Origin of the sequence: Lactobacillus sp. UMNPBX6 (assembly GCF_002553975.1) — a bacterium.
Taxonomy (GTDB): Bacteria; Bacillota; Bacilli; order Lactobacillales; family Lactobacillaceae; genus Lactobacillus; species Lactobacillus gallinarum.
The window spans coordinates 38107-51392 of record NZ_PCZD01000007.1; the positions used below are offsets into that span (position 1 = coordinate 38107).

General features: G+C 38.3%; 11 protein-coding genes. 10 read left to right on the plus strand and 1 reads right to left on the minus strand.

Features of this window, described 5'->3' with window-relative positions; all coding sequences use genetic code 11:
- Positions 1 to 135: 135 nt before the first annotated feature.
- From rpmH to CP357_RS02390, 10 genes are all read left to right on the plus strand, one after another.
- Positions 136 to 276 (plus strand): 50S ribosomal protein L34, encoded by a 141-nt coding sequence (rpmH, locus tag CP357_RS02345; RefSeq protein WP_003549412.1) that lies wholly within the window; start codon positions 136 to 138, stop codon positions 274 to 276.
- 52 nt (positions 277 to 328) lie between these two features.
- Positions 329 to 697, plus strand: a complete 369-nt coding sequence (gene rnpA / locus CP357_RS02350) for a ribonuclease P protein component (protein ID WP_087176516.1) — start codon at positions 329 to 331, stop codon at positions 695 to 697.
- Positions 678 to 1574 carry a membrane protein insertase YidC gene (locus CP357_RS02355; protein ID WP_198995845.1) on the plus strand — a complete coding sequence of 299 codons (897 nt, stop codon included), beginning with the start codon at positions 678 to 680 and terminating at the stop codon, positions 1572 to 1574. The genes rnpA and CP357_RS02355 overlap by 20 nt, the downstream gene beginning before the upstream one ends.
- Before the next feature lie 109 nt (positions 1575 to 1683).
- Positions 1684 to 3069 carry a tRNA uridine-5-carboxymethylaminomethyl(34) synthesis GTPase MnmE gene (mnmE, locus tag CP357_RS02360; RefSeq protein WP_087176518.1) on the plus strand — a complete coding sequence of 462 codons (1386 nt, stop codon included), beginning with the start codon at positions 1684 to 1686 and terminating at the stop codon, positions 3067 to 3069.
- A gap of 9 nt (positions 3070 to 3078) precedes the next feature.
- Positions 3079 to 4977, plus strand: coding sequence for a tRNA uridine-5-carboxymethylaminomethyl(34) synthesis enzyme MnmG (gene mnmG / locus CP357_RS02365; RefSeq protein ID WP_098036451.1), 1899 nt, complete (start codon positions 3079 to 3081; stop codon positions 4975 to 4977).
- A 374-nt stretch (positions 4978 to 5351) separates the two neighbouring features.
- Positions 5352 to 7160, plus strand: a complete 1809-nt coding sequence (gene spxB, locus CP357_RS02370; RefSeq protein WP_098036452.1) for a pyruvate oxidase — start codon at positions 5352 to 5354, stop codon at positions 7158 to 7160.
- 174 nt (positions 7161 to 7334) lie between these two features.
- Positions 7335 to 8738, plus strand: a complete 1404-nt coding sequence (gene gndA, locus CP357_RS02375; RefSeq protein WP_098036453.1) for an NADP-dependent phosphogluconate dehydrogenase — start codon at positions 7335 to 7337, stop codon at positions 8736 to 8738.
- 100 nt (positions 8739 to 8838) lie between these two features.
- The gene (locus tag CP357_RS02380; protein ID WP_098036454.1) at positions 8839 to 10398 is read left to right on the plus strand and encodes a ClC family H(+)/Cl(-) exchange transporter; all 1560 of its coding nucleotides are present in this window, start codon (positions 8839 to 8841) and stop codon (positions 10396 to 10398) included.
- Positions 10399 to 10493: 95 nt separating this feature from the next.
- Positions 10494 to 11597, plus strand: a complete 1104-nt coding sequence (locus CP357_RS02385) for a hypothetical protein (protein ID WP_098036455.1) — start codon at positions 10494 to 10496, stop codon at positions 11595 to 11597.
- A gap of 64 nt (positions 11598 to 11661) precedes the next feature.
- Positions 11662 to 11814 carry an SPJ_0845 family protein gene (locus tag CP357_RS02390; protein WP_013642612.1) on the plus strand — a complete coding sequence of 51 codons (153 nt, stop codon included), beginning with the start codon at positions 11662 to 11664 and terminating at the stop codon, positions 11812 to 11814.
- Between the two features lie 40 nt (positions 11815 to 11854).
- Here the strand turns inward: CP357_RS02390 and CP357_RS02395 are convergent, their stop codons facing one another.
- Positions 11855 to 13213 (minus strand): MFS transporter, encoded by a 1359-nt coding sequence (locus CP357_RS02395; RefSeq protein WP_098036456.1) that lies wholly within the window; start codon positions 13211 to 13213, stop codon positions 11855 to 11857.
- Positions 13214 to 13286: the final 73 nt, after the last annotated feature.

The following is a 13286-nucleotide window of genomic DNA, read 5'->3' on the forward strand; positions in this document are numbered from 1 at the left end:
TGTTTAAGGGATTTATTTTTGAATGAATCATGAATGCTTTTTTTAAATAAATACTTGGTTTTTGCGGCTATTCGTGCTATTCTTAATAAGAAATTGTGTATTTAGCACAAAGATTTTATGGAGGTGCAGTTTACAATGACAACTAAGAGAACTTACCAACCTAAGAAGCGTCACCGTTCACGTGTTCATGGTTTTATGAAGCGTATGAGCACATCAAATGGCCGTAAGGTTTTAGCAAGACGCCGCGCAAAGGGTAGAAAAGTCTTATCTGCTTAAACCACTGAATCCCAGTGGTTTTTTTAGTCTACATAGAGTGGAATGAAACGTTTTGAGAAAGTCTTATCGAGTAAAATCTGAAAAAGATTTCCAGCAAGTTTTCGAGTCTGGTAATTCAGTAGCTAACCGTGCTTTTGTCATCTATAAGGTAGAAAAAGCAGAAAACAGGCACTTTCGTGTAGGTATTTCTGTTGGCAAGAAGGTTGGGCATACTGCAGTTGCACGTAATCGACTCAAGCGTTATATTCGGGCCGTAATTGATGAAAAAAAGTTGGAGATTGATCCACATGCTGATTTTTTAATCATTACCCGGCCTTATGCTCGTAATTTTGATATGGTCAAAGTACGAAAAAACTTGCTTCATGCATTAGCTTTGGCTCATATTATTGAAGAAATGCCAGATGAAGTTGAGGAAAATTAGATTGAAGGACATTCTGACCAAGAGAAGTGTCAAACGTCTTATTGCCGTTTTAACTTTGATTACACTTGCTGTCGTTTTGACAGGATGTGCGACTCAAGGTGCAAACGGTCATGTTGCTCCGATTTCACATAACAGTGGAAATTGGTGGGACAGATGGATTGTTTATTACATGTCAGCTTTCATTTTGTGGTTAGCTAAGTTAATGGGCAATAGTTATGGCTGGGCAATTATTGTCTTTACCATTATTGTTCGTGTTGTCTTGTTGCCTTTGAATGCTATTTCTATTCGAAGCACAACCAAGATGCAAAGCATTCAGCCACAAATTAATGAGTTACGTAAGAAATATCCAGGACGTGACACTGAATCAAGGACGCTATTACAACAAGAGACTAATAAACTATATAAAGAAGCAGGAGTAAATCCATATACTGGATGTTTGCCTGTTTTGATTCAATTGCCCGTTATGTATGCTTTGTTTGGGGCAATTCAACGTACACCACAATTGCAAACAGGACGCTTTTTATGGATGGATTTGAGTAAACCAGATCCATACTTCATAATGCCGATCTTGGCAATGGTTTTCACTTTCTTGTCTAGTTACATTAGTCAGTTAGCTACGCCTAAGTCAGCTCAAAATGGGATGACAAAGGTAATGACTTACGGAATGGCAATCATGGTAGGTGTAATGGCATTGAACTTCCAATCAGCAATTACACTTTACTGGGTTATTTCCAACTTATTCCAGGCAGTTCAGACCTTTATCTTGCAAAATCCTATTAAATTTAAGAGAGAGCAAGAGGCTAAGGCAGAAGCTGAACGTGAGCGTAAACGTAAGATAAGAAAAACTTACAAGCGTTTAGGACGCAAAAAGAGATAAAAGAATATCAATCTAAAATGATTTTTAGATAAAGTAGTCAAAGTGCTTTATCCATCATGTTTATTCGTGGTGGTATAATGCACTTTTTTTATTAAGAAAAGGTGAAATTATGGCTCAAACTTTAACAGAGTTCGATACAATTGCTGCAATTTCCACCCCTATTGGCGAAGGCGGAATTTCCATTGTACGGATGTCGGGTGAAGATGCAGTTAAAATTGCTAATGAAGTTTTTAAAGGTGCAGATTTGACTAAAGTACCAACACATACTATTCACTATGGTCATATTATTGATCCTGATACTGGTAAAACTATCGATGAATCAATGGTCACAGTATTGCGTGCGCCCAAGACTTTTACGCGTGAGGATATTGTTGAAATCAATTGTCACGGTGGGATCGTAGTTACAAATCATATTTTGCAACTTTTATTAAGTCATGGCGCTCGTATGGCTGATCCGGGTGAATTTACTAAGCGTGCCTTTGTTAATGGCAGAATTGATTTAACTCAGGCTGAAAGTGTGATGGACATTGTTCGTGCTAAAACAGATAAAGCACGTCAGGTCGCTGTAGGGCAGCTTGCTGGGGGGCTTTTGCATAAAATTCAAGCTATGAGACAGGAGATTTTGGATACTCTGGCTAATGTAGAGGTAAATATTGATTATCCAGAGTATGATGCCGATACTGTTACTGCCAAGCAAATGTCTGATACTGCTAAATCAGTAATTAAGAAAATAGATCGACTGTTGAAGACTGCACAAGAGGGTAAAATCTTGCGTAATGGTCTTGCGACTGCAATTGTTGGACGCCCTAATGTGGGTAAGTCATCATTGCTTAATTATTTGACTCAAAGTGATAAAGCAATTGTAACCGATGTAGCCGGAACCACTAGAGATACCCTTGAAGAATATGTGTCTGTAAAAGGAGTACCGCTAGAATTAATTGATACTGCCGGAATTCACCATACAGACGATAAGGTTGAAAAAATCGGGGTAGAAAGATCAAAGAAGGCGCTAGATCGTGCTGATCTAGTACTTTTGTTGATAGATGCTAGTCAAGAATTAACAGCTGAAGATAGAGCTTTAATTGAAGAAACTAAGAACAAAAAGAGAATTATTGTCTTGAATAAGTCTGATTTAGGACAAAAGATAACAGTTGATGAAATGAAGAAGCAAACTGGCAGCGACGTTATTTTAACCTCAATTTTGAAAGAGCAAAATCTTGATAAATTAGAAGAATTAATCAATAAACTATTCTTTGCTGGTATCGAAAATTCTAATGATCAAGTAATGGTTACTAACCAGCGTCAAACATCACTTTTAGCTAAGGCTAAAAAAGAATTGCAGGATGTAGTGCAAGCAGTTGATGATGGCATCCCAGTAGATATCGCGCAAATTGATTTCACTGGAGCTTGGGATACTTTAGGCGAAATCACTGGAGAAAGCGCGCCAGATGAACTGGTAACGCAATTGTTTAGTCAATTCTGTTTAGGAAAGTAGGGGAAGAATATGATTAAAACATATGATTCAAATGAATATGATGTAATTATTGTTGGAGCAGGTCACGCAGGGTGTGAAGCAGCATTGGCAAGTGCACATATGGGGCAAAAGACCTTGCTTGTGACTATTGGTTTGGATATGGTTGCCTTTATGCCATGTAACCCATCAGTTGGTGGTCCTGCTAAAGGGACTGTGGTTCGTGAAATTGACGCTTTGGGCGGACAAATGGGTAAAAACATTGACGCTACTTATATTCAAATGAGAATGTTGAATACCGGTAAGGGTCCAGCCGTACGTGCTCTTCGTGCCCAAGCTGATAAGTGGCAATATCATGAGCATATGAAGGATACTATTGAAAATACGCCTAATTTAACTTTGCGTCAGGCAATTGTAGATCAATTAGTAGTAGAAGACGGCGTTTGCAAAGGTGTAATTACCAATACAGGTGCAAAATACCATGCTAAAAGCGTTGTGTTGACTACCGGTACTGCAGCACGCGGCAAAATTATTATTGGTGAACTTACTTATTCTTCAGGTCCTAACAACACAACTCCTTCAATCAAGTTGTCAGAAAACCTTGAAAAACTTGGTTTTAAGCTTCGTCGTTTTAAGACTGGTACTCCTCCACGTGTTAACGGTAATACGATTGACTACTCCAAGACTGAAGAAGAGCCTGGTGATAAAACTCCTCGTCATTTCTCATATGAAAGTAAAGACGTTGACTATTTAAAGAATCAAATCTCTTGCTGGATGACTTACACCAACAACGGTACCCATGAAATTATTCGTGATAATCTTGATCGAGCACCAATGTTTAGTGGGATTATCAAGGGAGTGGGCCCTCGTTATTGTCCTTCTATTGAAGATAAGGTGGTTCGTTTTGCCGATAAAGATCGTCATCAAATTTTCCTTGAACCAGAAGGTAGAACTACTAAAGAAGTTTATGTAGGCGACTTTTCAACTTCAATGCCTGAAGAAATTCAGCTTAAAATGGTTCACTCAGTTGCGGGACTTGAACACGCTGAGATGATGCGCCCAGGTTATGCAATTGAATATGATGTGGTTGAACCATGGCAATTGAAGCACACTCTTGAGACTAAGAACATCAAGCACTTATTTACTGCTGGACAGATGAATGGTACGTCAGGCTATGAAGAAGCCGCTGGTCAAGGGTTGATTGCTGGGATTAACGCTGCACTAAGTGCGCAAGACAAGCCTGGCTTTACCTTGGGACGAAACGATGCTTATATCGGTGTTTTGATTGATGATTTGGTAACTAAGGGTACTAATGAACCATATCGTTTGCTCACTAGTCGTGCCGAATATCGTTTGATTTTGCGTCATGATAATGCAGATTTGCGCTTGACCGAATACGGTCACGAACTTGGTTTGATTTCTGATGAACGTTACGAAAAGTTTGAAGAAAAGAAACAAGCTATTAGGGATGCAAAAGCTAGATTGCATGAAATTACGGTCCACTTGACTGATGATGTTCAGCAATATCTGAAGAGTATCGGCCAGGAACCAATGAAAGCCGGCGTAAAGGCAGACGTCTTCTTACGCCGTCCACATGTTAAGATCGATGATATCGAACGACTCACTGGCGAAAAGATCGATGGTGACCGTTATGTCAAAGAGCAAGTAGAGATTGCGATTAAATATGCGGGCTATATCAAGAAAGAAGAAACCAGAATTGCTCGTTTAAAGCGTCAAGAAGCTAAAAAGATTCCAGCTGATATTGATTATGAAATGATTGAGGGCTTAGCAACTGAGGCTCGTCAGAAATTTGAAAAGATTCGTCCTGAGACTTTAGCTCAGGCCGAACGTATTTCGGGGGTAAACCCAGCTGATTTAGCTATCTTGAGTGTTTATATTCAAAATGGTCGCTATTCCAAAGTAAACAAATAAAATGAATAAGTAAAAAGCATAGTTGACAAATACTGCCACTATGCTTTTTTCATGCCCTTTTGAAATAACTCGCAACCTAAAAAATGGACGATTGAATAAAAAGAAAAAATTTTTTCTTTAAATTTTGACTATAAGTAATAATAAATGTATATAAAATAAATGATTTTTAGTATAATAATGTTCATGAAATCACAATAGAAAACGCTACCAACGAGTGATATATAAGTCTAAATTTATCTATCTTTGTGAAATGATTATTTTTAAAAAAACGTTTTCATTTGCATAATAACAACGCTTTTAACGTTTTAAAAATGTGAAAAAATGTGTTTTAATACATTATGAAAGAAACGAAAAGTTAAGGAGATGTACTTATAATGACAAAAATTAATGGTTCTGATGCAATGCTTAAAGTTATTTATGATTGGGGAATTGACCACATCTATGGTTTCCCAGGTGGTTCATTCGACTCAAGTATGAATGCCATCTATGACTTCAGAGATAAGATGAAATTTATCGAAGTACGTCACGAAGAAGCTGGCGCACTTGCTGCATCATCAGAATATAAGGTAACAGGCAAGTTGGGTGTATGTTTCGGTTCAGCTGGTCCTGGTGCTGCTCACTTATTTAACGGTTTATACGATGCTAAGTTTGATAAGACACCAATGGTAGCTATTGTAGCTAACGTTCCAACTAGCAGACAAGATATCGACTTCTTCCAAGCTTTTGATGAAGATAAATGGTTCTTAGACGCTAGCGTTTGGTGCGCTTCAGCTAAGACTCCAGAGCTTATTCCAGTATTGACTGACGAAGCTATCCGTCAAGCCTACGCAAGAAAAGGTCCTGCAGTTTTAATCGTTCCTAAGGACTACGGTTGGCAAAAGATTGAGGATAACTTCCGTGTAAACAAGGATGCTCATCCAGAGCCAAACTACCCAGCACCAACTAAGACTTCAGTTGATGAAGCTGTTAAGCTTTTGAAGGAAGCTAAGAACCCAACCATGTACATTGGTTTAGGCGCTAAAGATGCCGGTGATGAAGTTAAGGAATTTGCCGAAAAATTCAAGACTCCAATTATGTCATCATACTTAGGCAAAGGTATCGTAGAAGACAAGTTTCCAGCATACATGGGTACCATCGGTCGTATTGGACCAAAGGCCGCACAAGAAGTTCAAGGTGCAACTGACTTAGTTGTTTGGGTTGGCAATAACTCACCATTCTCAGTATTATGGTTCCCTAAGGATGCCAAGGTAATTCAAATTGATGTTGATCCAGCTAAGTTTGGCAAGCGTCACTCAACTGATGTATCAATGTTAGCTGATGCTAAGAAGGCATTGAGAGCAATTATTGACGCTGGTGAAACTAGAAGCGAATCACCACTTTACAAGGCTGCTATTGCAGACCGTGAGAATTGGGATGCTTGGCAAGATAGCTTTAAAAATTCAGATGAAATGCCTGTACGTCCAGAGCCAATCTGGGATGTAATCAACAAGAAGGCTGATGACAATGCTATCTTTGCAATCGATGTTGGTAACGTTAACGTTGACTCATGCCGTCTTTTGAACTTGCATGATGATCAAAAGTGGACTACTTCAGGCTTGCACGCAACAATGGGCTACGGTGCTCCAGCTGCCTTAATGGCTGCAACTGTTTACCCAGACCGTGAAGTATGGCAATTAGCTGGTGATGGTGGCTTTGCTATGATGAACCAAGAATTACTCACTATGGCACGCTACAACATGCATGTTTTGAATGTTGTCTTCACTAACGAGACTTTAGGTTACATTCAAGCTGAACAAGAGGATGAATCTCACCAACCATTATCAGGCGTTATTATTCCTGACAACGACTGGGCTAAGGTTGCTGAAGGTATGAACGTGAAGGGCGTTACTGTACGCACTAAGAAAGAATTCGAAGAAGCAGTTGACGAATTCAAGAAGATGGATGGCCCAATGTTGATTGATGTTAAGTACACCCACGAAATGCCTTACTCAACTGAATTGAACTCAATTGACGATCCTGCATTCGTCAAGAAGTATCAAGCCGAAGACTTGAAGCCATTCAGCTACTTTGCTGAAAAGTATGGTTTGGAAGCTGACGCTGCAACAGGTGCATCTCAGCATGAAGAATCAGAACCTGAAGAAGATACTGCTCCTGATACAGTTTCGGGTGCTTCACAACACTAATTTCTAATTAGTTTTAATTCAATTGACCAAAAAAGCGAGATGAAAATCTCGCTTTTTTTGTGGCAATATTTCCCAGGGAATGACTAAAGAGCGGTCTTTTAATTTCGCTTTTTTGTCTTTAAAAAAGTATAATAAAACATGATGAATTTTGATTAAATGGAGGATGTTAAAGATATGCAACAATTCGGCGTTATCGGTTTATCCGTTATGGGTAAAAACCTCGCTTTAAACGTTAGAAATCACGGCTTCTCAGTTTCTGGCTTTTCAATTGATAAACCAGAAGTTGATGCTTTTGCAAAATATGAAGATGATAAGTTGAAGCCATGTTATACATGGGAAGAATTTGTTAATTCACTCGAAAAGCCACGCAAGATTTTGATCCAAATTATGGCTGGTGATCCAGTGGATCAAACCTTGCAAAAATTGCTCCCATTGCTGGATAAGGGCGATATTTTAATCGATGGCGGTAACTCAAACTACCACGATACTAACCGTCGCTACCATGAAATGGAAAAGCATGGTATTCACTTTATCGGTATGGGTGTGTCCGGCGGTGAAGAGGGTGCCCTTAACGGCCCAGCTCTTATGCCCGGTGGTGATGAAGCAGCTTATGAAAAGGTTGCTCCAATTCTTGAAGCAATTGCTGCTAAGAACAAGGAAGGCAAGCCTTGTGTCTACTACATGGGGCCTGAAGGTGCTGGTCACTATGTCAAGATGGTACATAACGGTATCGAATACGGAATTATGCAAGAATTCTCAGAAGTTTACAACTTACTTCGTGATGTTGCTCATAAGAGTGATGATGAGATGTCCGCAATTTTTGACAAGTGGAACCATGGTAAGGTTGAAGCATACCTTAGTGAAATCACTTCTAAAGTATTAGCTCAAAAGGATGATTTAACTTCAGATCACGTTATCGACCATATCTTAAATGTTGCTTCATACAAGGGTACCGGTAACTGGATGCTTGAAGACGGTGTTGCACTTGGCGCTCCAGTAACTGTCGTAGCTGAAGCTGTTATGGCTCGTTTCATGAGTAAGCAAGCTCATTTAGCAGTGAAGAGCGGTATTAAGCAAGCTAAGTTTGAGTACAAGGGTGCAATTCCTGACGATTTAGTGGATGAATTCGAAAAGACTTTGCAATTAGCTCAAGCTGTCGCATACGCACAAGGCTTCCAACAATTAACCATGGCTGCCGAAGCTTATGATTGGGACTTGCGCTACAAGTCAATTGCTCAAGATTGGGAAGCAGGCTGCATTATTCGTTCTGCAATGCTTAAAGATATCGAAAATGCGTATTCTAAGGGCAACAAGCTCATGAACTTGTTCCAAGATGACTACTTCAGAAAGTTAATGGAAGAAAACCTCCCAGCTTTGAGAAAGTCAGTTGAATTCGCTACTAAGGCTGGCGTACCAACTCCAACTTTAAGTGCAGCTCTTAACTACTTAGAATCAATCTTTAACCCAGATTTACCAGCTAACCTTATTCAAGGTCAACGTGACTACTTTGGTGCACATACTTACCAAAGAAATGATCGTGAAGGTACATTCCATACTGAATGGTATGAAGAAAAATAATAAATCTGTTTCACATGAAACCAAAAACCAGCTAAATCTTAGCTGGTTTTTTATTGTACAATAGAGTTTGTCGTGATTGTTCAATTAAAGAGAGGGTTATATGAAAGACGAGGGAAATAAAACCAATATAAAACTACTTTTACAAGCGTTAGTAGTTGGTATCTTTACTGGTATAGTAGTTGGGCTATTTAGATTTGGAATTGAAAAAACGTCAGGTTTTTGGCTGCATTTATTTCAATTAGCTCACAGCAATCCATTATGGTTTATTGTGATTATTATAGGCTTTATCGCCGTAGCCGTAATTGCAGGGTATTTTGTAAAACAATATCCTCATGTTGGAGGATCAGGTATTCCTGAAGTAAAATTACAACTTCAAGGAAAGTTATCTCTGCAATGGTTCCCAATCTTATGGCGTAAGCTAATAGGGGGTATTCTGGTAATTGGTACAGGTTTGTTCTTGGGACCAGAAGGCCCTTCATTACAACTCGGCTCAACCATCGGCCAGGGTGTAGGCCAAGGCTTTAAGCAAAATAAGCTTAATTCACGAATTTTGTTAGCAACCGGTGCCGCTAGTGGTCTATCTGCTGCATTTGGTGCACCTCTTAGTGGAGCATTGTTTGTATTAGAAGAAGTTTTCCATAATTTCTCTCCACTTGTTTGGATGAATGCATTAGCTGGAGCAATTGCTTCCAACTTTGTGGTTTCCAATTTATTCGGTATCCATCCAGCGCTTGGAATTTTATATAATCATTCATTTCCAATTGTGCTCTATTGGCACTTGATTATTTTAGGGATCTTATTAGGTGTTCTAGGCCATTTATACAAAGTCGGACTGTTTAGTTTGAAAAAAGTTTATGCAAAAATCACGTTTTTGCCTCACTGGCTTCATGGCTTAATCCCTTTAGCAATCTTAATTCCAATAGCCTACTTCTGGCCATTAATTACAGGTCCTGGTAATCGCTTGATTTTGGCAATGCCCCATATAATTACACAAAGTGGATGGGGATTAGTTGGCCTGTTGGCGTTCTATTATGTCATGAGAATTGTCTTTTCAATCGTGGCCTATGACTCTGGTTTACCAAGTGGTATCTTTTTGCCAATTTTGACCATGGGTGCTTTAATTGGTGCTACTTATGGTTTGTTCATGGTTCAACTTGGACTATTGCCTCAGCGTTTAGTAGTTAACTTAGTAATCTTTTCAATGGCTGGCTATTTCGCCGCAATTATTCGCGCACCATTTACCGCAATTATTTTGATTACTGAAATGGTTGGCTCATTGCTACATTTAATGCCACTTGCTGTTGTAGCATTTATTGCGCTGCTAGTTGATGAACTTCTTGGCGGAAAACCAATTTACGGCCTATTAGCGGCCGCTATGGACAAGCATAGTGATCGTAAGGTTAATTATACTGGCCAAGCTGATAAAATGGTTCTACCGGTTTATGAGAGCTCTAGATTAGTTGACAAAAAGGTATCCGAGATTAAGTGGCCTGAAGATACGCGTGTAAGTACTATTCGCCGTGATGGGGATGAAATTATTCCTAATGGACAAACGGTTATTCGCGGTGGCGATATGTTAATTCTGGAATTCGACTCAAGCCAACGTGGTGCAGTTTATAGTAAGATGAAACAGCTGCAAGGCGTTGAACTTGATGGGTAAATGAGATTAAGCGGCATCAATAGATGCCGCTTTTTTTCTTGCAGAAAAATGTTTCTTAGTGGATACTTGAACTTATACAGAAAAGAGGGATAGACGTGAACAAATTAGTGCAAGTTACATTGAATGCTGATCAAGAAAAATATAATTTGGATGGGGATGAGAGCATTACTTTTATTGATGCAAATTCCTACTATATTGGTCAAATTGTGGCACGTGAACATGGTTGGATCGTTTTAGAATCAGTTGATCAAACTGGCAATCAAGGCGGAATTGTTTTTATCAAGGAAGATCAAATAGCCAAAATAGAGGACGACACACCAGTGTTGCATTATTATGCGACAACTGAAATTAAGGATCCATTTGACATGGGGCACTTAAATAGTTTAGTAAAGAACTGGGATTTCACTGATATTTATGACTTACTGATCAATGTTGCTGATGCGCAGCCTTTTGTAACTTTTGAGGTTGATACCGGCGTAACTTACACTGGTTTGATTACACAGCTTGATAAAAAAGAAGTCCGTATTTTAGAAAAGAACGGCACTTCTATTGAACATTTTGCTACGGTTATTCCTCTTCAAGATATTGTTTGTGTTGACGTAAACAGCATAGATAATAATTTATTTATTCATTATTTGAAGCAAAAGCAAAATTATGAGTTTAATGAATTAAAATTAGTAGAAATTTATTTTGATTATACTTTCGATGATCAATTTGGTAATTTTGTGATTGGCAAAGTGCTTAAGTATGATGAAGATAATATTTTGCTTGAGAGTTTAAATGAATTGGGACAAGTAGAATCTATTGTCGTGATAGCTCGGAGTCATGTTGCGCACGTTACGGAAGAATCAGAAAGACTGAACTATTTTAATTATTTAGTAAATTGGCAACAGAAAAATCATAGCTTTGATCCTGACTATTTGGAACGATCACTTAATCTTAATGGCCCGATAAAGTCAATCACCGAGGTAGTTGAGAATTGGCCTGATGGTCATTTGATAAAAATCAGTGATTCTATTTATCATTATCCAGATCGATTGGGCTTAATTGCTGATCGTGGCGATGAAGGCTTTGATTTAAAAATCTTAACTGAATATGATTTAGGCGAGATTAGTGACCATAATTATGATGATCTAATTAGTGTTGATTTGGCTGGCTCAGAAATGATAAAAATGCAGCGTTTCATTGATCATAAATAATTAAATAAGTTGCTAGTAGCTTATTAATTTTTATATAATGAGGAAAACGAAAGGAAGATGAGTTATGGGATTAACTTTTGACAACCCTAATAATTTACAAAAGATGCTTGATCGTTTTGCGACCGTTCCAGATCCAAAAAAGACGCCAAAACACAAGGATCCAGAAGAATTGCTTGATAAGGATTCTAAAGATAAAAAGAAGAAAGATAAGAAGTAAAAAAGACAGATGCGAAGATGCATCTGTCTTTTTATGATAATTAATTATTATTTTGTTCAGCTTTAATAAATTTCGGTGATGTTTCTGGTGCCCAGATAAGACAAACGATAAATGCGAAGAGCAATACAATTGCACAAACTAACATAGCTAATTTTGCACCACCAATATTGGTTAGAACCGGTAATAAAAATGTACCAGCGGCTGCACCAAAACGGCTAATTGTAATGCACGTACCAACTCCTGTCCCACGTACTTTAATGCCAAATAATTCAGTGGGATATGGGTAATCAAGCACTAATCCTGATGAAAGGATAATCGCAAAAATAGTGAAAATGGATAATTTAATCATTGAATCTAACCCAGGTACTAAAGCCATAATACCAATTAAAACAGCTGAAGTTAAAAAATTGCCAACTAAAAATGTACGGCGACTAATTTTATTAAAAATAAAGATACCGAATAGAACGCCGACAAACATACCGCCATTGTAAATGATTCCGGAGATGCTGCCACCTGTAATATTCATGCTGCTAAGCAAAATTGGTAAGAAAATACTAATACCAAAGAATGAAAATGCTTGGCAAGCATAAAAGATACCACCAACTAAAGTGCGGCGTAAATATTTCTTAGAGAATAAAATTCCCCAGGCAATATCTTTAGGCGCTTTCTTTTTCATAAATCGTTTAGGCAAGCGCCATTTGTGTCCCATGTGTTTACTAATGATTTTGTTTGCTTTCTTAACTTTACCTTTACTTGCGAGCCAAGTAGGAGAAGCGGGAAGCGGAAAGAAACTTCGGAATAAAGCGGTAATAATTGCTGGAACGGCACCGGTAGCTATAATCAGTTGCCAAGTATAAGCGCCCAAGCCAGTAATGAGAGTACCAACTATATAGGATAAGATGAAACCGATTGTCCAATAGATCAATAAATGACTTTGGCGCTTACTATCCTCACCTTTAGGTAACCATTCTGTTAATAAAGCATTACCAACAGTATAATCAACAGCAATCATTAATCCGATTCCGATTCTAATGATGAAGGTCAATAATAAATTAGCTGTCAATAAGTGAATTAGGGTTAATCCTGCCAGAATATACATATTGATCATTAATAACTGACGGCGACCAATTTTATCAGAAAGTCGTCCTATTAAAAGACTACCAGCTAATCCAATCAATGAACCAGCTCCGATTAAACCGGTCCATAAATCGCTAATGTCAATATATTTAGCGGCATTTGAAAGTGCTGTACCACTGATGCCCAAGGCATAGCCACAGGCTATTTGACCTAAGATAACAGCAATCATTACTCTTAAATGAACCGGCATCAACGGAGCACGTTTATAATTCTTTTTAGTTTTGATAATTTTTTCGCGTGTAGTTTGGGTATTATTTTCCATAAGAGCAAGCACAGCTTGGAAACTGTCAAATCTTTTGTGTAAATAGATCTTTCTCGTAAATTGATTTTTTAAT

Bases quoted from the DNA above. Each gene is read 5' to 3' on its own strand.
- spxB (WP_098036452.1), top strand. From the start codon at position 5,352: ATGACAAAAATTAATGGTTCTGATGCAATGCTTAAAGTTATTTATGAT.
- CP357_RS02355 (WP_198995845.1), top strand. From the start codon at position 678: ATGAAGTTGAGGAAAATTAGATTGAAGGACATTCTGACCAAGAGAAGT.
- mnmE (WP_087176518.1), top strand. From the start codon at position 1,684: ATGGCTCAAACTTTAACAGAGTTCGATACAATTGCTGCAATTTCCACC.
- CP357_RS02390 (WP_013642612.1), top strand. From the start codon at position 11,662: ATGGGATTAACTTTTGACAACCCTAATAATTTACAAAAGATGCTTGAT.
- gndA (WP_098036453.1), top strand. From the start codon at position 7,335: ATGCAACAATTCGGCGTTATCGGTTTATCCGTTATGGGTAAAAACCTC.
- rpmH (WP_003549412.1), top strand. From the start codon at position 136: ATGACAACTAAGAGAACTTACCAACCTAAGAAGCGTCACCGTTCACGT.
- mnmG (WP_098036451.1), top strand. From the start codon at position 3,079: ATGATTAAAACATATGATTCAAATGAATATGATGTAATTATTGTTGGA.
- CP357_RS02395 (WP_098036456.1), bottom strand. From the start codon at position 13,213: ATGGAAAATAATACCCAAACTACACGCGAAAAAATTATCAAAACTAAA.
- CP357_RS02380 (WP_098036454.1), top strand. From the start codon at position 8,839: ATGAAAGACGAGGGAAATAAAACCAATATAAAACTACTTTTACAAGCG.